The following is a 20,257-nucleotide window of genomic DNA, read 5'->3' as shown; positions in this document are numbered from 1 at the left end:
CGGCCCTCCTCAGCGCACGCGCGCCGCGGCCTGCGGGTCGGTGGCGACGCGCTCGCCCGGCGCGAGCCCGGCCAGCACCTCGACCTGGCCGCCCTCGGCGCGGCCCAGGCGCACCTGGCGCAGCACCGGCCGGCCCTGGGCGTCCAGCACGTACAGGCCGGTGAGCTCGCCGCGCCGCACCACCGCCTGCGCCGGCACGCGCGGGCTGGCGGCGGCGGCCGTCGCGGTGGCGCCGGCGGCGGGCACCGGCAGCCACAGGCGCGCGAACATGCCGGGCGACAACGGGGCGGCCGGGGCGCCGCCGGCAAGGTCGGCCCGCACCTGCACGGTGTGGGTGGAGGGATCCACCGTGGGCAGCACCTGGGCCCGCGTGACCGCCGGCGCCTGCGCCGCGCCGGGCACCTCGACCCGCGGCAGCAGGCCCGGGGCCAGCCGCGCCGCCACGCTCTGGGGCACGGCGGCCGTCACGCGCAGGGCGGCCGGGTCGTAGACGGTGACCAGGGGACGGCCCGGCAGGGCCATGTCCCCCAGCGTCACCGGCACGTCGGCGACCACGCCGGCATAGGGCGCCCGCACCCGGTAGAAGCCGCTCTGGGTACGGGCCGCGCCGGCCTGTGCCAACTGCGCGTTGACCTGGGCCTGGGTGGACCTGAACTCGGCCTCGGCCCGGTCCAGGGCCGCCTGGCTGATGTACTGCTGCTGGTGCAGGCGCCTCTGGCGCTCGAACTCCCGGGTGGCGACATCGAGCGCGGCGCGGGCCGCCTGCACCTGGGCGTCGCTGGCGGCGGCGGCCTGTTCGGCGGCGCGCGCGTCCAGCTCCAGCAGCACCTGGCCCGCGGCGACGCGGTCGCCCGCCCGGACCTCCAGGCGCACCACCGCGCCGGCGACCTGCGCCGCGATGGTGGTCTGGCGCACCGCCTCGACCGAGCCGTCGAACACCGAACTGGCGGTGCCCGCGCCCGGCTGCACGACGACGGCAGCCAGCTCCGCGGCGCGGGCGGGCACCGCCATCGCTAAGAGGGCGGCAGCCGCGGCCAGGACGGCGGCGCGCAGGGTCAGGGGCGTCTTCATCGGTCGGTCCTCCGGGTCGGGCTTCATATCAGCGGCCTATTATTTGCATGATTGTGCAAATATGCAAGTGAAGGGAAATTTCCCACCCTTGTTGCCAACTGCATGGTTGAGCAACAAAGTTCTTCTGCCTTGAGCCTTGTCAACCTTCGGCGTAGAAAAACGGTTGAGATGAAAGCCGACCCAGAAGCCGGCACGACCTTTCAAGGAGAAGCCATGACATCCCGCCTGACCCTCACCCTGCTCGCCTGCAGCCTCTCGGCCGCCCTGTCCCACGCCGGGGCGCAGACCGCCGCCGAGAGCAAGGAGCTGTCGGCCCGCTACCAGGCGGACCTGCAGATCTGCAACAGCGAGGCCAGTTCGGCCGGCCGCCTGCAGTGCAAGCGCGACGCCAAGACCGAATACGACAAGGCGGTGGCCGATGCCAAGGCCCGCGCCGGCGCCAGCACGGGCGCCAAGGGCGCCGCCAAGGCCGAGGCCCTGTGCGCCGACTGCGGCCGCGTCACCTCGGTCACCACACGCGAGAAGGAAGGCGAGCCGACCGCGGCGGGCCTGATCGCCGGCGGCATCGGTGGCGCGCTGCTCGGGCGCCAGATCGGCGGCGGCAGCGGCCGCGACATCGCCACGCTGGGCGGCGCGGCGGCCGGCGCCTATGCGGGCCGCGAGATCGAGAAGAAGGTGCGCACCCACACGGTGTGGGTGGTGGGGGTGACCTTCGCCGGCAACCAGACCGCGCAGTACGAGTTCGCCCAGGACCCCGGCTACAAGGCCGGCGACCTGGTGAAGAAGTCCGGCAACGGCCTGGCCCGCCCCTGAGCGAGCCAGGCGCGCCTGCGGGCACGGCGCGCCGCGGGGCGCCGGCCCGGCCTAGTGCGCCTCCAGGCCCAGGTAGGCGCGCTGGATCTCGGGGCGCTCCAGCAGCTCGCTGGCCGGCCCGTCGGCCACGATGCGGCCCTCCTCCACCACGTAGGCGCGCTGCGCCAGGGACATCGCCATGTGCACGTTCTGCTCCACGAGCAGGACGGCCGTGCCCTGTGCGTTGACCTCGCGGATCGCCCGGAACATGTCCTGCACCACCAGCGGCGACAGGCCCAGCGAGGGCTCGTCCAGCAGCAGCAGCGCCGGCTGCGCCATCAGCGCGCGGCCGATCGCCACCATCTGCTGCTGACCGCCCGAGAGCGAGCCCGAGGGCTGGTGCAGCTTGGCCTCCAGCGCCGGAAACAGCGAGAGCACACGCTCCAGATTGCGCGCCCGATGCGCCTTGGCGCCGGGGATGTAGCTGCCCAGCTCCAGGTTGTCCCGCACCGTCATCTGCGTGAACAGCCGCCGGCCCTCGGGGACGATGGCGATGCCGGCGCTGCAGAAGCGGTGGCCCGGCAGGTCGGTGATGTCCTGGCCCTGGAACCGCAGGCGCCCGCCGCTGACGCGGTGCAGGCCGGCGATGGCGTTGATCAGGGTGGTCTTGCCCGCGCCATTGGGGCCGACCACGCAGACCAGCTCGCCGTCACCGGCGCGCAGGCTCACGTCCCACAGCGCCGGGGCGGCGCCGTAGCGCACCGAGATGGCATCGACTTCAAGCATGGGCGACCTCCCGGGCGTCGTTGGCAGTGTCTGCGGGCGTGGCCGCGGTCCCGAGGTAGGCGCTCATCACCTCGGGGTTGTTCATCACGTCCTGGGGCAGGCCCAGCGCCAGCAGCTTGCCCTGGTTGAACACGGCGACGCGGTCGGCCAGGGCCATCACGGCGCGCATCACGTGCTCGACGAAGACGATGGTGGACCCGCGGTCGCGGATCTTGCGAATCAGCTCGATCGCCTCGTTGATCTCGCCGGGCGTGAGGCCCGAGAGCACCTCGTCCAGCAGCACCAGGCGCGGGCGCGCCGCCAGCGCGCGCGCCAGCTCGAGGAACTTGCGCTGGTGCAGGTTGATGTCGTCGGGCAGGCTGTGTGCCTTCTCGGCCAGGCCGGTGAACTCCAGCCAGGTCCAGGCCTCGCGCTCGGCCTGCTCGCGGGTCAGGCCCGCGCTGCCGAAGTGGGCGACCAGGGCCACGTTCTCCAGCACCGTGAGGTGGGGGAAGGGCCGGGGGATCTGGTAGGTGCGGGCGATGCCCGCATGGGCGATCTCGTGCGGCGTGAGGCTCTCGATGCGCCGGCCCTCGAACTCCACCTCGCCCATGGTGGGCGGAAAGTGGCCGCTGACCACGTTGATGAAGGTCGACTTGCCCGAGCCGTTGGGCCCCAGCAGGCCGAGGATCTCGCCGCGGCGCACATCCAGGTCCACGCCGTCCAGCGCGCGCACGCCGCGGAAATGCTTGCCGAGGCCGCGCGCACGCAGCAGCACCTCGCCGGGGGCGACGGTGTTGGGGATCTGCGCGTCGTCGGTGCGTGCGCCCGCCGGGGCGCCCGCGCGCCGCGCCGGCCAGCGCTTCTGGATCCAGCCCATGAAGCCTTCGGGCATGAACAGGATCACCACCACCAGCACCACGCCGACGGCGGCCTTCCCGAGCAGCGGGCTGTTGCCGGCGGTGAAGTAGTACAGCAGGCCGGTGATGAACACCGCCCCCAGCGCCGGGCCGGCCCAGTGCCGGCTGCCGCCCAGGATGCTCATGAGGACCACGGTCAGCGGCACGGTGATGTTGAAGGTCTCGCCCACCGTCACGTACTGCACGAACAGCGCGTGGATGGCGCCGGCCAGGCCGGCCAGCGCACAGGACAGGGCCAGGGCCATCAGCTTGTAGCGGAAGGTGGGCACGCCCATGACCTCGGCCACGTCCTCGTCGTCGTGGATCGCGAACAGGCCGGTGCCGAGCTTGGAGCGCTGCACCTTCCAGCCGGCCAGCACGGTGACCGTGGCCACCGCCACCGCCATCAGGTAGATGGAGGAGGCCTGGCTGGGCCCGAGCTTGGGAATCTCGACCGCGTTCAGGTAGACGCCGGGTCCGCCGTCGATGGGCGTGTTGATGACGATGGTCGCGATGACGAAGGTGATGGCCAGCGTGAGCAGCGCGAACAGTTCGCCGCGCACCGACTTGACCCGGAACACCACCGCGCCCAGGGCCACGCCCAGCCCGGCGGAGACCAGGGCCGCCATCGGCAGCGAGGCCAGGAAGGGCCACCCGAGCTTGCCGGCGAACACCGCCGCGCAGTACATGCCGACGCCGAAGAAGGCGCCGTGGCCGAAGGAGAAATACCCCGAGTACCCGGACAGGATGTTCCAGGACACCGCCAGGATGATCCAGTGGCACACCAGGTACAGGAGGGACTCGTAGAAAGGCGGCAGGCCCAGCCAGGGGACGCTGGCCAGGGCCGCACCGGCGGCGAGGAGGGCGACGACCGTTCGGTTCATGCGTGTGTCTCGTCGTGGGGAATGGCGCCGCGCTCAGCGCAGGCGGCCGGGGCGCAGCAGCAGCAGCGCGATCAGCAGGGAGAAGGAGACGATGGGGGCCCACGAGGGCGAGGTGACGGCCATGGTGACCGCCTCGCTCACCCCGATCAGGATGCCCGCCAGCAGCGGGCCCAGGGGGCTGCCCAGCCCGCCGATCATCACCGCCGCGAAGACCACGCCGACCCAGGCGAAGATCTGCGAGGGCGTGAGCGTGAAGGTCAGCGCGAGGCAGACCCCCGCCGCCGCCGCCAGCGCGGCGCAGACGCCGGCCAGCACGAGGGACAGGCGCTTCTCGTTGATGCCGTAGGCGCGGGCGATGGCGCCGTCCTCGGCCATGGCGCGCAGCGCCTTGCCCAGGTCGGTGAAGCGCATCGCCGCCCAGATGCCGACGGAGATCGCCACGGCCAGCACCAGGGTGATCAGCTCGGGCACCGGCACGTAGAGCGAGCCGACGGTGAACTTCATGTCCGCGTAGTGCGACTCGAGCTTGCGGAAGTCCGCCGTCCAGATGCCCTGGATCACGCTCTCGAGCACCACGGTGACGCCGAAGGTCACCAGCAGCGAGTTGAACGGGGTGATCGCGAAGCGCGAGAGCACCCACTGCATGCCGGCGCCGATCAGGAAGAACAGCGGCGGCAGCACCACCAGGCCCACCAGGGGGTCGATCTGCCACACCGTGGCCAGGTGGTAGCCGAGGTAGGCGGCCAGGAACACCAGGCCGAAGTGGGACAGGTTGATCTGTCGCAGCAGGCCCCAGGTCAGGCCCAGGCCCAGGCCGATCAGCCCGTACAGGCTGCCGATGAAGATGCCGGACAGGATGGACTGCAGCAGCAGGTTCAGGCTGGGCAAGGTCATGCCAGGGGCTCCTCTTGCTTCAGCGGACCTGCAGGGTGGCGCCCGGGGCGGCGGAGGCGCGCGGCCAGACCACGTTCCACTTGCCGTTCTGCACCTGCTTGATCTTCATCAGGTCGTCACCGTAGTTGCCCGGGCCGTTGAAGCGCAGGCGGCCGTGGATGGAGTCGACCTGGTTGGCCTTCAGCCAGGCGGCGATGGCCTTGTCGTCCAGGTTGCCCGCGCCGCGCACGCCGGCTTCCAGGATCTGCCAGGCGGAATAGGACGCCGCGGCCTGCACCTCCACGCTGGTCTCGGGCAGGCCCGCCTTGGTGGCGCGCTCGTTGAACACCTTCACGAAGGCGGCCGCCACCGGGTTGCTGGTGAAGGGCGCGTGCTCCTCGAAGATGGTCACCGCCAGGGCGTTGTTGCCGTCGGCGGCCTTGGACATCGGGCCGGGCGCCGGGTACAGGTGGAAGTGCAGCGGCGGCGTGTAGTCGATCTTCTTCATCGCGTCGAGCAGCATGTTGCCCTCGAGACCGATGTCGCCCATCCAGACCAGGTCGGGCTTGGCATCCTTGACACGCGCAGCGATCGGGCCGAAGTCGCGGTTGCCGAATTCCCACTCGAGGAACAGCACCTCCTGCAGCCCGCGCTTCTTCGCCACCTCGCGCCCGCCCAGGGACATGAAGTGGATCGAGGGGAACTTGCTGGTCACGATGGCGATCGTCTTGGGCGGCTTCGGCGAGGCGGCCAGCGCGTCGAACAGCGTGTTGGGCACCGTCTCCTGCGGGTTGGCGCCGAGCGACCAGGCGGGGAACTGCATGTCGTACTTGGCCAGCGACGGGATGCCGAAGGTGTGGTGCACCAGAACCTTGCCGTAGCGCTGCGCCACGCCCATCGCCGAGAGGATGGCGCCGGTGGCATAGGGGCCCATGAGCAGGTCCACCTTGTCGGAGGTGACCAGCTGCTCGTAGAGCGTGCGGGCCAGGTCCGGCTTGGACTGGTCGTCCTTGACGATCCACTCCACCCGGCGACCGAGCAGGCCGCCGCGGGCGTTGAGCTGCTCGATGTAGATGTCGCCCACCAGCTTGTGCGTCAGCGCGGTCTGCGACAGGGGGCCGGTCAGCGCCAGGGTGCTGCCGATGCGGATCGGCGCCTGCTGCGCGGCGGCGGGCAGGACGGTCGCGGCCGCTGCGGCAGCTGCCGCGGTGAGGACGCTTCGACGGGATGCTTGCATGGTTGTCTCCTTCGGTGGTTGTTTTCGCAGGGTCGCTCTGGGGTCCGGGTCGGCCGATGGATCACTCCACCCGCGCGCCCGACTTCTTCACATAGTCGGCGGTGCTGGCGGTCTCGGACCGGATCAGCGCCGCCATCTGCTCGGGGCTCATGACCATGGGCGCCATGCCCTGGCTGGTCATGTTCTTCTCGACGAACTCCTTGTCCGCGAGGATGGTGTTGACGGTCGCATTCAGTTTCGCGACCACGTCGCGCGGCGTGCCGGCCGGCGCGAGGAAGGCGTACCAGGCGCCCATGTCCATCTCCTTGAGGCCGGCCTCGGTGAGCGTCGGCACCTGGGGCGCCGCCGGCACGCGCTTGTCGCCGCTGACGGCCAGCAGCTTGATCTTGCCGCTGCCCAGGTGGCCCTGGATGGTGGGGAAGGCGGGGAAGGTCAGGAGGATCTGGCCGGACATCACGTCGGTGATGGCAGGCGCGGCGCCGCGGTACGGCACGTGCACCAGGTCCGCGCCGGTGAGCTTCTTCAGCATCTCCCCCATCAGGTGGGGCTGGCTGCCGGCGCCGAAGGAGCCGTAGCTCAGGTCCTTGCGGCTTCGCATGTAGGCGATCAGCTCCTTCATGTCGTTCGCCGGCGTGTTGCCGGCCACGGCCAGGGCCAGGGCCACGTAGGTGACGGGCGCCACCGGCACGAAATCGCGCTGCACGTTGTACGACAGCTGCGGGTACAGCACCGGGTTGGCGACGAAGGTGGCGTCGTTCGTGAACAGCAGCGTGTGCCCGTCGGGCGCGGACTTGGCCACCGCCTCGGCGCCGATGGCGGTGTTGGCGCCGGTGCGGTTCTCCACCACCACCGGCTGGCCCAGGAGCTCGGACATGCGCTGCGCCATGCGGCGACCGACGATGTCGGTGGTGCCGCCGGCGGCGTAGGGCACGATGACCTTGATCGGCCGGTTCGGGAACCCCGCCTGGGCCCGGGCCAGGCCGGGCGCCACGGCGGCGGCGGCCGTGGCGCCGGCCGCCTTCAGGAAATCGCGCTTGTTCAGACTGGAACGCATGAAGTCCTCCTGCGTGTTGAAGGTCAATCCACCTGGGCGCCGGAGCGGCGCACCAGCTCGGCCCATTTGGCGATCTCGGCGCGGTTGAAGGCGACGAGTTCGTCCGGCTTCATGGCGCGCAGCTCCAGGCCCTGGGCCCCGAGCTTGGCGACCATCTCGGGCTGCGCCAGCACCTGGGCGCAGGCCTCGCGCAGCCTGGCCAGCGCCGGCGCGGGCGTGGCGGCATGCGCGTACAGCATGAACCAGGCGACCAGGTCGAAATCGCCGTAGCCCTGCTCGCTGATGGTGGGGACGTCGGGCGCGGCGGCGCTGCGCCGCGCGCTGGACACGCCCAGCGCGCGCAGCTTGCCCGAGCGGATGTGGGGCAGCACCGCGGCCGGGTGATAGAACATGAAGCCGGCCTGCCCGCCCATCACGTCCGTGAGGGCCTGGCCGCCCTCCTTGTACGGCACGTGCACCATGTCGCCACCCAGGCGCACCTTGAGCAGCTCGCCGGCCAGGTGGCCGGAGGTGCCGTTGCCGGCGGAGGCGAAGGTCACGCCGCCGGCGCGGGCCTTGTCGGCCAGGTCCTTGAGCGTGCGGATCGGGGAATTCGCGGCCACCACCAGCAGCGTCGGGGTGTAGCCGGCGAAGGCCAGCGGCGCGAAGTCGCGCAGCGGGTCGTAGGGCAGCTTGCGGAACAGGGTGGCGTTGATCGCGTGGGTGCCCACCGTGCCCATGACCAGGCCATAGCCGTCGGCCGGGCCCTTGGCGATGGCGTCGGAGCCGATGGAGCCGCCGGCGCCGGCGCGGTTCTCCACCACGACCTGCTGGCCCAGGGGCCGGGCCAGGCCCTCGGCGATGGCGCGGCCCACGATGTCGGTGGTGGTGCCGGCGCCGAAGGGGACCACCATGCGCAGCGGGCGCGAGGGGAAGTCGCCGGCGGCCTGCGCGCGCGCCAGCAGCGGCACGCCCAGCGGGGCGAGCCCGGCGGCGAGCGCCGCAGATTTCAGGAGCCAGTCACGGCGGGCGTTCATCGGGGCGCTCATGCAGACTCCTTGCGGCGCGGCGACCAGCCGTGGCGCAGTTCCTCGGTGTGCTCACCCAGCACGGGCGGGGGCACGACCTCGAGGTCGCGCACGCCGTCGTAGGTCACCGGCGGGCGCACGGTGCGGAATTCGCCCATCACCGGGTGGCGGGCCTCCACGAACAGCTGCAGGTGCCTGGCCTGCGGGTCGTCGGGGACCTCGTCGGTGGCGTACATCGGCGCATGCGGCACGTCCTCGGCCACCAGGCGGCGGCACCACTCGGCGCGGTCATGCTTCTTGAAGATGCCGGCCAGCACCGGGATCAGCGCGTCCTGGTTGCCGATGCGCGCGACGCGGCTGGCGAAGCGCTCGTCCTCGAAGATGTCGGGCCGCTCCATCGCCTTGGCCAGGCCCTGCCAGAACTTCTCGGGCGAGGACATGTGCAGCGCGATCCACTTGCCGTCCGCGCACTCCAGCACGTAGGACTGCGAGACGCGGGCGCGGCTGAAGGCGTCCATCACCTCCTGCGCGGAGAACAGGTGCTGGAAGGCGTCGATGTTGAAGTAGGCCATGGCCTCGAACATCGAGATCTCCACGCGCCGGCCCTGCCCCGTCGCATGGCGCTCGTGCAGCGCGCCCAGGATGCCCTGCGCGGCGAAGATGCCGGTCATGGCGTCGGCGATCGCGGGGCCCACCACGCGCGGGTCCTTCGGGTTCACGAGCAGGCGCAGCAGGCCGCCGTAGGCCTGGGCCACCGAGTCGTAGCTCGGGCGCTCGACGTAGGGGCCGTCGGGGCCGAAGCCGCTGATGGCGCAGTAGATCAGCTTCGGGTTGATCTTGCGCAGGCGCTCCTCGCCGGCGCCGATCTTCTCGGCGAAGCCGGGGCGGAAGTTCTGGATGTAGACGTCGGCGTCGCGGATCAGGGCGTCGAAAGCCTCCAGGTCCGCCGGCAGGCGCGTGTCCAGCGCCACGCTGCGCTTGTTGCGGTTGTAGGTCTGGAAGTGCGGGCTGTAGAGGCCGCCCTTGAAGGCGCGGAACGGGTCGCCCGAGCCGGGGAGTTCGACCTTGGCGACGTCGGCGCCCAGGTCCGCGAGCATCATGCCCGCGGCCGGGCCGGTGATGAAGGTGCCGTGCTCGACGACGCGCACGTCCTGCAGGGGGCGCGGGGCCGTCATGCCTGGCCCCCACGCTCCCCGGCGGGCAGCCCGCCGGTGTACTCGTACTCGCGCACCGCCTGGTACGACAGGGCGAAGCCGATCGGGTCCTCGTACTCCTCGGTCATGTGGCCGATCAGGCCGGCCACGCGGGCCAGCATCGGCACGCCCTTGAGCGCATTGACCGGGAAGCCCACGTCCAGGAGCACCGCGGGGATGGCCGCCGAGACATTGAGCTTGAGCTCCTTGCCCACCACCTCGGGGATCACGGCCTCGACGGCCTGGGCGATCCCCACGTACTTCTGGCTGGCGCCGGCAGCGCGCGCGACCTCGAACAGGCGGGTCACCCGCGGGTCGAGGGTCTTGTGCTCGGGATGGCCATAGCCCGGGATCGGCGCGCGGCGCGCGCGCCGCTCGGCCACCACCGCGCGGGCGGCGGCCTGGATGTCGCCGCCCTGGCTGGCGGCGGCCTGCTCGATCTCCAGGAACATGCGGCCCGCCGTCTCCGAGGCGCCCAGGATCACCGAGCCGCAGCCCAGGATGCCGGCGGCCACGGCGCCCTGCAGGGCGTCGGGTGCGGCGGCCAGCGTCATGCGCGCGGCCTGCACGCTGGGCACCAGGCCGTGCTCGGCGATCGCCACCAGGGTGGCGTCGAGCACCGCGCTGGCGGCGGCGTCGGGGCGGCGGCCGGTGACCAGCAGGTGGAAGTAGTCGGTGAAGCTGATGCGGCCGATCAGTTCCTCGGTGAGGTTGGCGCCCCGCACCACGATGCGGTGTTCGTTCGAGGTGCAGATGGCCGAGCGTGGCGTGGTGGCCTTGCCGATTTTCAAGTGGGTTCTCCCGCGAAGAATGGACGGACCCGTGGCGCGACGCTGCGAGCGCCGGCCCCGGACGGAGGGGCTCCGGGGCTCAGGCCGAGGGCACGAGCCGGAAGTCGTACTGGCACTCGTACCAGGGCTGCTGCAGCTGGCGGCCGTCGGGCGCCTGGCCTGCGGGATGCTCCTTGAAGTCCACGATCAGGCTCTCGCGCACGCCGAAGACGGCGTCGGATTCGATGTAGGGGCTGTCCGAGACGAACAGGTGCGTGACCAGCGGCTCGTGGCCCTCGGCGCGCAGCCAGGTGTGCATGTGGCCGGGGCGGTTGGGGTGGCGGCCCATGAGGCGCAGCATCCTGCCCACCGGGCCGTCGTCGGGCACCGGGTAGTAGTTGGGGCGGATGGACCAGAAGCTGTAGCGGCCGTCCTGGTCGGTGTACATCGTGGCGCGCAGCTGCATGGGCGCGTCCTGGCCCTTCTGCAGGTCGTAGAAGCCCTCGTCGTCGCCGGACCAGACGTCGAGGCGGCAGTTGGCGACCGGCTTGCCGGCGGTGTCGGTGACACGGCCGTGGTACCAGGCGCGCGCGCCGGCCATGCCCTCGGCGATGTCGGTGCCCGCGGTGACCACGGGCGCGCCCTCCCAGTAGAACGGGCCCAGCACGGTGGCCTCGGTAGGCGGCTGCTCGCCGGGCGCGGGCTGGTGCCTGGCCGCGCCGCGGGCCTGGTCCAGGGCTACCACCAGCATGGACACGCCCAGCGTGTCGGACAGCAGGATGAACTCCTGGCGCTTCTCGTCGCACATGTGGCCGGTGTCGGCGAGGAACTGGATCGCGGTCATCCACTCCTCGGGGCGCAGGTCGACGTCCTGCACGAAGGCATGCAGGTGCTTCACCAGCGAAGTCATCACCTGCTTGAAGCGGGGGTCCTTGCAGTCCGTCATGCGGTCGATGACGGCCTGCGCGAGGTCCGTGGCGGCGTATTGACGCATCTCTTGTCTCCTGTTGTCGGGGTCCGCGGGCTCTTGGTGTGGCCTGTTGCGAGTCAGTCTAGGGTCGGGTTTCACCGATGGGAAGTGACTTATTTCGACGCATACGATCGATGCCATCAATCATCCGAGCCTCCTCAGGGAAAACCCATGGAACTTCGCCATGTGCGGTACTTCGACGCCGTCGCCGAGACGCTGAACTTCACGCGCGCCGCGCAGCGCCTGCACGTGACGCAGTCGACGCTGTCGCACCAGATCCGGCAGCTGGAGGAGGAACTGGGCATCACGCTGTTCGACCGCGTGGGCAAGCGGGTGCGCATGACCGAGGCGGGCGAGCTGCTTCGCAGCCACATGGCGCCGGCGCTGGCGCAGATCGACCGCGGGCTGCAGGCGGTGCGCGAGTCCGGCGGCGCGATGACCGGGCGCATCCGCGTGGGCACCACGCCGAGCTTCAACACGCGCATGATCCCGCGCTGCGTCTCGGCCTTCCTGGCCGACCATGCGGACCACGAGGTGGTGGTGGAGGAACTCACGGCCGCCGCCATCGCCGAGGCGGTGGAGGGCGACCGGCTGGACCTGGCCGTTTCCTACCGGCCCGAGGGGGACACGAACCTGTGGTTCGAGCCGCTGTACACCGAGGAACTGCGCCTGGTGGTCAACCCGGCCCACCCGCTGGCGCGGCGCCGGCGCGTGCGCATGGCCGAACTGCACCAGGTGCGCATGGTCATGCTGCCCGAGGGCTTCGCCACGCGAAAGCTGATCGACGACTGCCTGCAGGCCGCCGGCGCCAGCGTGGTGGTGGCCGCGCAGCTCAACTCCATCGCGCCGATGCTGGCCCTGGTGCGCCAGACGCAGCTGGCCGGCATCGTGACCGAGACGGCGGTGGAGCCCAGCGCGGACCTGCGCGTGATCCCGCTGGAAGACCCGACGCCGGTGCGCACGCCGGGCCTGCTGTGGAAACGCGGGGCGGTGAAGTCGCCGGCGGTGCGGCAGTTCGCGGACATCATCCGCAACGCCGTGGGCCTGGCGAACTGAGGCCCCGCGGGGTCCCTCAGAGGACCTGGCAGGCTTGCTCGAAAGCGAGGCGCTTGTTGCGGTCGTACAGCAGCTTGTCGTCGCCATAACCCAGGTTGATCAGGAAGTTGGCCTGCCAGCGGCCGTCCGGGAAGAACTCGGCGTTCACCTTGGCCAGGTCGACCCCGCTCATGGGGCCGCAGTCCAGGCCATGGGCGCGCGCGGCGAGGATGAAGTAGCCGCCGCCCAGCGTGCCGTTGCGGTTGGCGGTGGCGGCGGCCAGCGCCGGGTTCGCCTCGAAGTTCTCCTTGGCGCCCTCGCGGTGCCAGATCTGCGGCATGAACTCGTAGAAGCGGGTGTCGGTGGCCACGATCACGGTGACGGGGGCCGAGCGCGTCTTGTCCACGTTGCCGGGCGACAGCGTGGGGATCAGGCGCTCCTTGGCGGCCGGGGTGGTGAGGAACACGTAGCGCGTGGGCTGGGTGTTCATCGAGGTGGGCGCCATGCTGGCGGTCTCGTAGACCTTGCGCAGGAGTTCGGCGGGCACCGCCTTGTCGATGAAGCCGTTGGCGGAGCGGGCCTTGAAGAACAGGCGGTCGAAGCTTTCTTGGTTGATGGTCATGTCGGTCAGGGGGTCAGGGTGGTTGGAACGGTGCCGATTATTCACCCCGGACGCCGGCGTCCTGGACCAGGCGGGTCCAGCGCACCACGTCGCCCTGCACCAGCGCGCGGGTGTCGGCGGCGGCCAGAGAGAGCGGCCGTCCGCCCGCCTTGCGGAAGGTCTCCACCACGTCGGGCGCGGCGATCACCTTGCCCAGTTCGGCGCGCAGGCGATCGAGTACCGGCGCCGGCGTCCGCGACGGCGCGAACAGGCCGAACCAGGACTCCAGGTCGATCGCCGCCACGCCGGTCTCGGTCACGGTGGGCACCTCGGGGTGCATCGGGTTGCGCTGCGTGCCGGAGACGGCCAGTGCCTTCACGTGCCCGGCCTCGACCTGCGGGCGGGCGGTGGGACTGAGGTCGAAGAACAGGTCGACACGCCCGCCCAGGAGGTCCTGGTAGGCCGCCTGCGCGCCGCGGTAGGGGATGTGGTTCAACTCCACGCCGGCCTGCTTCCACAGCACCGCGGCGAGGACGTGCTGGCCCGAGCCCACGCCGCCCGAGGCATAACTGAGCTTGCCGGGGTTGGCCCGCGCGTGGGCGATGACGTCGCGCAGCGAGGCCAGGGGCAGGTCCTTGCGGGCGATCAGGGTGTAGCTGTAGGCCACGGCCAGGCCCAGCGGCTCGAAGTCGCGCAGGCTGTCATACGGCAGGTTGCGGTACAGGCCGGGGTTGAGGGCGATGTTCGAGACCGAACCCACCAGCAGCGTGTAGCCGTCGGGGGCGGCCTTGGCCACCGCGTCGGTGCCCACCAGGGTGCCGGAGCCGGGGCGGTTCTCCACCACGAAGGGCTGCTCCATCAGCTTGCCGAGGCGGTCGGCGAGCAGGCGGCCGACGAAGTCGAAGCCGCCGCCGGGCGGCTGCGGCACCACCACCTTCACCGGGCGCGCGGGGTAGGCCTGCGCGCGCGCCGCGGGCAGGGCCAGGGAGCCGGCGGCGGCCACCGCCAGGGCGGAGAAGCGACGGCGGTCCATGTCAGCGCTCCAGGGGGCCGCCGGCGAGCCAGCGCGCGCCGCGGGCGTACAGGGCCTCGACCTCGGGCCCGGTGAGCATGGGCATGTCGCGCTTGACGTTGTAGCCGATGCGCGTCTGGATGTAGGCCAGGTGCCGGTAGCCCACCGGGAACTGCGCGATCGCCTCCATGTCCAGCACCAGCCGGGCCGAGGGATCGATCGGGTCGATGCGGTCCTTCTCGTAGATCGGCTGGCGGTGCAGCACCTTCCACTCGCCCTCGTGCTTCTGCACGAAGTCGTAGAAGCGGCCGGTGCACACCACGTCGCAGGCCACGCCCTCGACCATGCCGCGCTGCGAGATCGTCATCTTGGTCTGGGCGATGGCGCGGTCCCCGTTCACCTCGATGGCCGAGCCCCCGAGGAAGTGCAGGATGCTCACGCCCTTGGCCCAGCCCTCCTGGGTCACGCGGATGAAGTCGCGGAAGGGCCCCTGGAACCAGGTGGCCATCATCACGCCGTCGGGGTGCCACACGGTGGCGAAACGCTCCCAGTCGCCGGCGTCGCGCCAGACGGCCCATCGCTCGATGGTGCGCCGGATCAGGAGTTCCTCTTGCAAGGTATCGGTCATGGGGTCTCCGTGGGGGGTGCGGGGGCTCAGGCCTGCGCCGGGTAATCGACCTGGTGGCGGGCGATGCGCATGTCGCCCAGCTCCTGCTTCACGCGCAGGTGCTCGGGGTGGCTGGCATAGGCGTCCAGCGAAGCCTGGCTGTCGAACTCGGTGTAGAGGACCACGTCGCAGGCGTAGTCGACGCGGCTGGTGTCCACGCCGACCTCCAGCCGAAGCAGGCCGGGCACGCGCCCGCGCAGGCTCTCGAAGCTGGCGCGCAGGCGATCGAGGTGGGCGGCCTTCTGCGCCTGGGTCTCGCCGCGCACGTTCCACATCACGATGTGGCGCATGGGCCGGTCGGGGCGCGGGGTGTCGGTCATGGCGTCGTTGCGGAATGCGGATGGGGGCCGACTCTAGAAGCGCGTCACAATTTGCGAAACGACGCCGCTGCAAATGACTTTTCCATGCAGCGGAACAAGAGAACGAGGGGCGCGGCCCGGCCGCCCCCGCTGGAGACGACGTGGACCGCTGGACCGAGATGGAGTTGTTCGTGCAGGTGGCCGAGACCGGCAGCCTGAGCCGCGCCGCCGAGGCGCTGGACCTGTCCAATGCCGCCGCGAGCCGGCACCTGGCCGCCCTGGAGGCGCGCCTGGGCGTGCGGCTGGTGGAGCGCAACACGCGCCGGCTGTACCTGACCGACACCGGCCGCGAGTTCTACGGGCGCGCCCGCAACATCCTGGCCGACCTGAAGGACGCGGAGGAAACCGTCAACGCCGCCGCCCTCGACCCGCAGGGCACGCTGCGGGTGACGGCCTCGCTGTCGTTCTCGGTGCAGCACATCGCGCCGCTGCTGGACGCCTACACCCGCCGCTACCCCAAGGTGAGCGTGCACGTGGAGGTGGCCAACCGCTACTTCGACATCATCGACAACAACATCGACGTGGCGATCCGCACGCGCGAGTTCGAGCCGGACTCCAATGTGACCATCCGCCGCCTGAGCCAGACCCGCCGCATCCTCGCCGCCTCACCCGGCTACCTGCAGGGGCGCGGCACGCCGCGCGCGCTGGAGGACCTGCAGCGCCACAGCATGCTGATCTACTCGCATGCGAACAACCCCCACGAGCTGCGCTTCACCCGCGACGGGCAGCAGCAGTCGGTGACGGTGCGCAGCCTGCTCGAGTCGAACGACGGCCAGGTGCTGCGCGCCGCCGCCCTCTCGGGCATGGGCATCCTGGTGCAGCCCACCTACATCCTGTACGAGGACATCATGGCCGGCCGCCTGGTCCCGGTGCTGGACGACTGGGACCTGCCGCGCCTGACGGTGAACCTGGCCTACCCGAGCCGCAAGCACCTCTCGGCCAAGGTGCGCAGCTTCATCGACTTCATGGCGGAACACTTCGAGCGCGAGGACTACGCGCGCAAGTGGACGCAGCGCTGGAACACGGCCTGAGCCGCCGGGCGAGCCCCGGCCCCGGCCCCGGCACCGACACCGGCACCGACACCGGCACCGGCTCCGGCCCGCGCCGCCCTCCCCCTCAGTCCGGCCGGCGGCCCTCGAAGGCGTCCTGCAGCAGCTGGCGCAGCGCTGCGCGCTCCAGCGGGCGCGGGTTCGGGTACTGGTTCTGCATCGCCTGGTCACAGGCGCGGTCCAGGTCCCCGGCCTGGAAGCCCAGCTCGCGCAGGGACACCGGCGCGCCGTTGTCGCGCGCCAGGTCGAAGGCGGCGCGCGCCGCCGAGGCGCGCCCGCCCAGGGCCTTCGCGGTCAGTGCCATGGCCCCGGGCGCGGCCGGGGCGTTGTAGGCCAGGGCATGCGGCAGGATCACGGTGTGCGTCTCCGCATGCGGCAGGTTGAAGCTGCCGCCGATGGTGTGGCACAGCTTGTGGTGCAGGGCCATGTCCACGCTGGCCAGCACGGTGCCGCACAGCCAGGCGCCATAGAGCGCGTCGCGCCGCGCCTGCAGCAGCGCCTCGCCGTGCTCGCCGCCGGTGCCGGGCGCGGTGTGGGCGATCACCGGCAGCGCCCGGGCGAAGGCGGCGATGCCCTCCTGCGCCATCAGGTCGATCACCGGGTTGGTGTTGACGGAGTAGAACCCCTCGGCCGCATGGGCGATGGCGTTCATGCCGCTGGTCACGCTGACCCGCGCGGGCAGGCCCAGGGTCAGCTGCGGGTCGTAGATCACGGTGCGCGGGAGCACACGCTCGTCCCGCCCGGTCTTCTTCACGCCGGCCTCGGTGATGCCGAAGATGGTGGTCATCTCCGAGCCGGCGTAGGTGGTGGGGATGGCCACGATCGGCAGCGGGGACTCCAGCGCGATGGCCTTTCCCAGGCCGATGGTGGAGCCGCCGCCGATGGCGACGGCGCAGTCTGCGCCCAGGCGCGCGGCCATCTCGCGGGCGGCCCGCGCCGCCTCGATCGGCACATGCATCGCCGCCGCGTCGAACAGGCCGGCGCAGCGCGCCCCCAGCAGGGCGGCGACGCGCTCGCCCTCGTCGCGCCGGGTCGGGGTGCACAGCACGAGCGCGCGCCGCGCGCCGACGAGGTCGACCTCGCGCTCGAGGTGGCGCAGGCTGCCGTTGCCGAAGATCACGCGGGCGGGCCGCCCGATGAAGACGAAGTCCTTCTGGTCCATGGCGCCAGCGTAGCGGCAAGCCCCGCACCGCGCCGGCCGGCCGCACGCGCGCAGCCGGAAATCAGTTTTGCGCGGGATGGAACACGGGCCGGCCCGGACGGCCTCAGAGCGTGTCGATCGGGGTGGAGACCGGCGCCGCCTGGTGGGCCTGGTCGGCCAGCGAGAAGCGGTCGTCGGTGCGCGTGTAGAAGCTGGCGCCGAAGCGGGCGATGGGGCGGTAGTCCCGCAGGTTGACGCGCCAGGCCTGGGTGTCGACGAGCCCGTCGCGCGCGGCCAGCCACTTGATGCGGCCGATGAACACGTAGCGGCTGGGCGTCTCCAGGGTCTCGTGCAGCACGCACTCGAAGGCGATCGGCGCCTCCCGGATGCGGGGCGGCGCCACGCAGCGCGAGGGCACCGGGGTCAGCCCCACGGCGGCCAGCTCGCTCACGTCGGGCGGGAAGCTCTCCCCGCAGGCGTGCATCTTCTGGGCCATCGGCTCGTCGGACATGTGGACCACGAACTCCCCGTTCTGGAGGATGTTGGCCGCCGTGTCCTTGAGGCGCCCGTCGTCGAGGCGGTTGATGCTGATCATCAGGATCGGGGGGTCCTCGCCGATCATGTTGAACATCGAGAACGGCGCGGCGTTGGCCACGCCCTGCGCGCTCAGCGTGGTCACCAGGGCGATCGGCCGCGGCACGATGAGGCTGGCCATCAGCTTGTAGCGCTGGTAGCTGGTGATGTCGTCGAAGTTGACTTCCGTCATGGGATTCCGGTCCTGGCGCGGCCGGGCGCCGCGCCTGCAAAAAATCAAGGCGGCGCCCAGTCTAGGTGAACCGGGACGCCGCCGAGGCGCCGGGGCCTTGCGCCCCGCGCGCTCAGGTGACCACTTCGACCTTGGCGCGCTTGGCCACGGCGGTCCAGCTGCCGATCTGCGAGCGAATCAGCTTGTTGAACTCCTCGCCGACCACGGGGGTCTTGCGCGGCAGGGTCTGCACCTCCTCGAGCCGCGCGATCACATCGGGCTTGGCCAGGATCTCGGGAATCAGGGCGGTCAGGCGCTGCGCGATGGGCGCGGGCAGGTTCTTCGGGCCGGACAGGCCGAGCCACTGCGAGCCGGTCAGCGAGGGATAGCCCAGCTCCGCGAAGGTCGGGATGTTGGGCAGGGCCGGCAGGCGGCTGGGCGTGGACACGGCCAGCGCGCGCAGGGAGCCCGCCTTGAGCTGGTTGACGTTGGTGGTCACCGGGTCGAACACGCTGTCGATCTGGCCGCCCAGCAGGTCCTGCATGGCGGGGGCGCTGCCCTGGTAGGGCACGTGGTCGTGCTGGTCGGCCTGGCCCTCGATCTTCAGCAGCTCACCATACAGGTGGTTGGCCGAGCCGATACCGGAGGTGCCGTAGCGCACCGGCTTGGTCTTGGCCGCGGCCACGTACTGCGCCAGCGTCTGGTACGGGGACTGGGCGCGCACCAGCAGCATCATCGGCGCCTCCACCAGCATGCCCAGGTGGGTGAAGTCGTTCACCGGGTCGAAGGGCATGGTGCGGCGGGTGGCCGCCGCGTAGATGTGGACCGAGGCGTGGCTCACGAGCAGCGAGTAGCCGTCGGCGGCCTGGCGGGAAGCGAACTCGGTGCCGATCAGGCCGCCCGCGCCCGCGCGGTTGTCGACCACCACGGTCTGGGACAGGGCCTGCGACAGGTGCGGGGCCATCAGCCGCGCCACGGTGTCCACCAGGCCGCCGGGCGGGTACTGGCAGATCAGGCGGATCGGGCCCTTGGTCGGCCACGCGGGGGACTGGGCGTGGACCCAGGGGGCGGCGAGGGCGGCAGCGCCGGCAGCCAGCAATTCACGGCGTTTCATGTCGGTTCTTTCTGGTTCAGGTTGAAGCGGTTCCCGGCGATGCGCTGCACTCGCCGGTTGGAAGCTCTTCAGCACGACCTGTGCCAGTCCGGGCCAACGCCTGTTCGTGCGAGCGAGGGCCGCGGCGCCAGGGGCCCGTCCGGTGCGGCCTGCGCCAGGACGGGGCGATCGCGCCCTGGCGCGGAACTTGAATGCCCCGTCTTGCAGATCCCGGCGCACCAATTCCGGACACGCCCCGGCCCGACAGCCCGAAACCCCACACGACATGCACCAGAAGAAGACACGCAGGTTCTTGCTGATCAACCCCAACACGAACCCGCTCACGACGCAGCGGCTGCAGGACACCCTGCTGCCCCGCCTGCCTGCCGACACGCGCCTGGACGTGCGCACGGCCCGCTTCGGCGCCAGCTACATCGCCTGCGAGGCCAGCCATGCGGTCGCGGCCCACGCCTGCCTGCAGGCCTGGGCGGAGGACCGGCAGGCGCAGCCCGAGCCCCTGGACGGGGTGCTGATCGGCTGCTTCGGGGACCCCGGCCTGTTCGCGCTGCGGGAAGCCAGCGGCTGCGGCGTCACCGGCCTGGCCGAGGCCTCGTTCCTCGTGGCGGCGGCGCGCGGGCCGTTTGCCATCGTCACCGGCGGCGAGCGCTGGAAGCCCATGCTGCAGCGCCTGGCGCAGAGCCTGGGGTTTGGCGACCTGCTGCGGCACATCGAAACGGTGGCGCCCAGCGGGGCGGCGCTGCAGGCGGATCCGGAGATGGCCCTGCGCTGCCTGGGGCAGGCCTGCGAGCGGGCGGCCCAGGCCGGCGTGCAGTCCGTCATCCTCGGCGGCGCGGGCCTGGCAGGCTACGCGCAGCGCCTGCAGGACCGCAGCCCCCTGCCCCTGATCGACAGCGCCCACGCCGGCCTGGACGTTTTGCTGGGCCGCCAGCTGCCGCCGGCGCCGCAGGCGCAGGACGGCTTCTTCGCGCGGTGGCAGGGCGTGGCGCCGGCCCTGGCGGGCCTGCCGGCCCGGGATTGAG

General features: G+C 71.4%; 21 protein-coding genes. 4 read left to right on the top strand and 17 right to left on the bottom strand.

Annotation, left to right across the window (positions count from 1 at the left end):
• Positions 1-9: 9 nt before the first annotated feature.
• Positions 10-1,071: an efflux RND transporter periplasmic adaptor subunit gene (locus tag ACT80S_RS13775; RefSeq protein ID WP_377416702.1), complete on the bottom strand. Its 1,062-nt coding sequence runs from the start codon at positions 1,069-1,071 to the stop codon at positions 10-12.
• 213 nt (positions 1,072-1,284) lie between these two features.
• On the opposite strand from ACT80S_RS13775, the gene ACT80S_RS13770 reads away from it, so the two are divergent.
• Positions 1,285-1,884, top strand: coding sequence for a glycine zipper 2TM domain-containing protein (locus ACT80S_RS13770; RefSeq protein WP_377416700.1), 600 nt, complete (start codon positions 1,285-1,287; stop codon positions 1,882-1,884).
• 51 nt (positions 1,885-1,935) lie between these two features.
• Here ACT80S_RS13770 and ACT80S_RS13765 read toward each other — a convergent pair whose 3' ends face one another.
• From ACT80S_RS13765 to ACT80S_RS13725, 9 genes are all read right to left on the bottom strand, one after another.
• Complete coding sequence (locus tag ACT80S_RS13765) at positions 1,936-2,649, bottom strand: ABC transporter ATP-binding protein (protein WP_377416698.1); 714 nt, start codon at positions 2,647-2,649, stop codon at positions 1,936-1,938.
• Positions 2,642-4,411, bottom strand: coding sequence for a branched-chain amino acid ABC transporter ATP-binding protein/permease (locus ACT80S_RS13760; RefSeq protein ID WP_377416696.1), 1,770 nt, complete (start codon positions 4,409-4,411; stop codon positions 2,642-2,644). The genes ACT80S_RS13765 and ACT80S_RS13760 overlap by 8 nt, the downstream gene beginning before the upstream one ends.
• 33 nt (positions 4,412-4,444) lie before the next feature.
• Complete coding sequence (locus ACT80S_RS13755) at positions 4,445-5,305, bottom strand: branched-chain amino acid ABC transporter permease (RefSeq protein ID WP_377416694.1); 861 nt, start codon at positions 5,303-5,305, stop codon at positions 4,445-4,447.
• Between the two features lie 19 nt (positions 5,306-5,324).
• Complete coding sequence (locus tag ACT80S_RS13750; RefSeq protein ID WP_377416692.1) at positions 5,325-6,521, bottom strand: amino acid ABC transporter substrate-binding protein; 1,197 nt, start codon at positions 6,519-6,521, stop codon at positions 5,325-5,327.
• A gap of 61 nt (positions 6,522-6,582) precedes the next feature.
• Positions 6,583-7,575, bottom strand: a complete 993-nt coding sequence (locus ACT80S_RS13745) for a Bug family tripartite tricarboxylate transporter substrate binding protein (RefSeq protein WP_377416690.1) — start codon at positions 7,573-7,575, stop codon at positions 6,583-6,585.
• 23 nt (positions 7,576-7,598) lie between these two features.
• Positions 7,599-8,603: a Bug family tripartite tricarboxylate transporter substrate binding protein gene (locus ACT80S_RS13740; RefSeq protein ID WP_377416688.1), complete on the bottom strand. Its 1,005-nt coding sequence runs from the start codon at positions 8,601-8,603 to the stop codon at positions 7,599-7,601.
• Positions 8,600-9,757 (bottom strand): CaiB/BaiF CoA transferase family protein, encoded by a 1,158-nt coding sequence (locus tag ACT80S_RS13735; RefSeq protein ID WP_377416686.1) that lies wholly within the window; start codon positions 9,755-9,757, stop codon positions 8,600-8,602. The genes ACT80S_RS13740 and ACT80S_RS13735 overlap by 4 nt, the downstream gene beginning before the upstream one ends.
• Positions 9,754-10,566 carry a citryl-CoA lyase gene (locus ACT80S_RS13730; protein WP_377416684.1) on the bottom strand — a complete coding sequence of 271 codons (813 nt, stop codon included), beginning with the start codon at positions 10,564-10,566 and terminating at the stop codon, positions 9,754-9,756. Before ACT80S_RS13730 ends, ACT80S_RS13735 begins: the two co-directional genes overlap by 4 nt.
• A 79-nt stretch (positions 10,567-10,645) precedes the next feature.
• Positions 10,646-11,539 carry a dioxygenase family protein gene (locus tag ACT80S_RS13725; protein WP_377416682.1) on the bottom strand — a complete coding sequence of 298 codons (894 nt, stop codon included), beginning with the start codon at positions 11,537-11,539 and terminating at the stop codon, positions 10,646-10,648.
• Positions 11,540-11,686: 147 nt separating this feature from the next.
• Here ACT80S_RS13725 and ACT80S_RS13720 point away from each other — a divergent pair, with 147 nt between their 5' ends.
• Positions 11,687-12,571: a LysR substrate-binding domain-containing protein gene (locus ACT80S_RS13720; protein WP_377416680.1), complete on the top strand. Its 885-nt coding sequence runs from the start codon at positions 11,687-11,689 to the stop codon at positions 12,569-12,571.
• Positions 12,572-12,587: 16 nt separating this feature from the next.
• On the opposite strand, the gene ACT80S_RS13715 is transcribed toward ACT80S_RS13720, so the two are convergent.
• The 4 genes from ACT80S_RS13715 to ACT80S_RS13700 are packed head-to-tail and all read right to left on the bottom strand — an operon-like array spanning position 12,588 to position 15,150.
• A complete protein-coding gene (locus ACT80S_RS13715) occupies positions 12,588-13,172 on the bottom strand; it encodes a malonic semialdehyde reductase (RefSeq protein WP_377416678.1) in 585 nt (194 codons plus the stop codon).
• Positions 13,173-13,209: 37 nt separating this feature from the next.
• Positions 13,210-14,184, bottom strand: coding sequence for a Bug family tripartite tricarboxylate transporter substrate binding protein (locus ACT80S_RS13710; protein ID WP_377416676.1), 975 nt, complete (start codon positions 14,182-14,184; stop codon positions 13,210-13,212).
• Between the two features lies 1 nt (position 14,185).
• On the bottom strand, positions 14,186-14,791 hold the full coding sequence (locus ACT80S_RS13705; protein ID WP_377416674.1) for a nuclear transport factor 2 family protein: 606 nt from the start codon (positions 14,789-14,791) through the stop codon (positions 14,186-14,188).
• 26 nt (positions 14,792-14,817) lie between these two features.
• Positions 14,818-15,150, bottom strand: coding sequence for a Dabb family protein (locus tag ACT80S_RS13700; protein ID WP_377416672.1), 333 nt, complete (start codon positions 15,148-15,150; stop codon positions 14,818-14,820).
• Positions 15,151-15,290: 140 nt separating this feature from the next.
• Between ACT80S_RS13700 and ACT80S_RS13695 the strand changes: the two genes are divergently transcribed.
• Entirely contained in the window at positions 15,291-16,220 is a 930-nt protein-coding gene (locus ACT80S_RS13695) for a LysR family transcriptional regulator (protein WP_377416670.1), read from the top strand.
• An 85-nt stretch (positions 16,221-16,305) separates the two neighbouring features.
• Here the strand turns inward: ACT80S_RS13695 and ACT80S_RS13690 are convergent, their stop codons facing one another.
• From ACT80S_RS13690 to ACT80S_RS13680, 3 genes are all read right to left on the bottom strand, one after another.
• Positions 16,306-17,400: a maleylacetate reductase gene (locus ACT80S_RS13690; RefSeq protein ID WP_377416668.1), complete on the bottom strand. Its 1,095-nt coding sequence runs from the start codon at positions 17,398-17,400 to the stop codon at positions 16,306-16,308.
• A 103-nt stretch (positions 17,401-17,503) separates the two neighbouring features.
• The gene (locus tag ACT80S_RS13685) at positions 17,504-18,145 is read right to left on the bottom strand and encodes a flavin reductase family protein (protein ID WP_377416666.1); all 642 of its coding nucleotides are present in this window, start codon (positions 18,143-18,145) and stop codon (positions 17,504-17,506) included.
• 112 nt (positions 18,146-18,257) lie between these two features.
• Positions 18,258-19,238, bottom strand: coding sequence for a Bug family tripartite tricarboxylate transporter substrate binding protein (locus tag ACT80S_RS13680; RefSeq protein WP_377416664.1), 981 nt, complete (start codon positions 19,236-19,238; stop codon positions 18,258-18,260).
• Positions 19,239-19,530: 292 nt separating this feature from the next.
• Here ACT80S_RS13680 and ACT80S_RS13675 point away from each other — a divergent pair, with 292 nt between their 5' ends.
• Positions 19,531-20,256, top strand: coding sequence for an aspartate/glutamate racemase family protein (locus ACT80S_RS13675; RefSeq protein ID WP_377416662.1), 726 nt, complete (start codon positions 19,531-19,533; stop codon positions 20,254-20,256).
• Position 20,257: the final 1 nt, after the last annotated feature.

This window comes from Ramlibacter sp. MAHUQ-53 (genome assembly GCF_052600055.1).
This window is presented reverse-complemented; position numbering and strand designations above follow the sequence as displayed.

Excerpts from the sequence above, each read along its gene's own strand:
- ACT80S_RS13755 (WP_377416694.1), bottom strand. The coding sequence starts at position 5,305 with ATGACCTTGCCCAGCCTGAACCTGCTGCTGCAGTCCATCCTGTCCGGC.
- ACT80S_RS13770 (WP_377416700.1), top strand. The coding sequence starts at position 1,285 with ATGACATCCCGCCTGACCCTCACCCTGCTCGCCTGCAGCCTCTCGGCC.
- ACT80S_RS13750 (WP_377416692.1), bottom strand. The coding sequence starts at position 6,521 with ATGCAAGCATCCCGTCGAAGCGTCCTCACCGCGGCAGCTGCCGCAGCG.
- ACT80S_RS13775 (WP_377416702.1), bottom strand. The coding sequence starts at position 1,071 with ATGAAGACGCCCCTGACCCTGCGCGCCGCCGTCCTGGCCGCGGCTGCC.
- ACT80S_RS13685 (WP_377416666.1), bottom strand. The coding sequence starts at position 18,145 with ATGACGGAAGTCAACTTCGACGACATCACCAGCTACCAGCGCTACAAG.
- ACT80S_RS13745 (WP_377416690.1), bottom strand. The coding sequence starts at position 7,575 with ATGCGTTCCAGTCTGAACAAGCGCGATTTCCTGAAGGCGGCCGGCGCC.
- ACT80S_RS13705 (WP_377416674.1), bottom strand. The coding sequence starts at position 14,791 with ATGACCGATACCTTGCAAGAGGAACTCCTGATCCGGCGCACCATCGAG.
- ACT80S_RS13680 (WP_377416664.1), bottom strand. The coding sequence starts at position 19,238 with ATGAAACGCCGTGAATTGCTGGCTGCCGGCGCTGCCGCCCTCGCCGCC.
- ACT80S_RS13760 (WP_377416696.1), bottom strand. The coding sequence starts at position 4,411 with ATGAACCGAACGGTCGTCGCCCTCCTCGCCGCCGGTGCGGCCCTGGCC.
- ACT80S_RS13700 (WP_377416672.1), bottom strand. The coding sequence starts at position 15,150 with ATGACCGACACCCCGCGCCCCGACCGGCCCATGCGCCACATCGTGATG.
- ACT80S_RS13725 (WP_377416682.1), bottom strand. The coding sequence starts at position 11,539 with ATGCGTCAATACGCCGCCACGGACCTCGCGCAGGCCGTCATCGACCGC.
- ACT80S_RS13710 (WP_377416676.1), bottom strand. The coding sequence starts at position 14,184 with ATGGACCGCCGTCGCTTCTCCGCCCTGGCGGTGGCCGCCGCCGGCTCC.
- ACT80S_RS13740 (WP_377416688.1), bottom strand. The coding sequence starts at position 8,603 with ATGAGCGCCCCGATGAACGCCCGCCGTGACTGGCTCCTGAAATCTGCG.
- ACT80S_RS13765 (WP_377416698.1), bottom strand. The coding sequence starts at position 2,649 with ATGCTTGAAGTCGATGCCATCTCGGTGCGCTACGGCGCCGCCCCGGCG.
- ACT80S_RS13735 (WP_377416686.1), bottom strand. The coding sequence starts at position 9,757 with ATGACGGCCCCGCGCCCCCTGCAGGACGTGCGCGTCGTCGAGCACGGC.
- ACT80S_RS13720 (WP_377416680.1), top strand. The coding sequence starts at position 11,687 with ATGGAACTTCGCCATGTGCGGTACTTCGACGCCGTCGCCGAGACGCTG.
- ACT80S_RS13715 (WP_377416678.1), bottom strand. The coding sequence starts at position 13,172 with ATGACCATCAACCAAGAAAGCTTCGACCGCCTGTTCTTCAAGGCCCGC.
- ACT80S_RS13690 (WP_377416668.1), bottom strand. The coding sequence starts at position 17,400 with ATGGACCAGAAGGACTTCGTCTTCATCGGGCGGCCCGCCCGCGTGATC.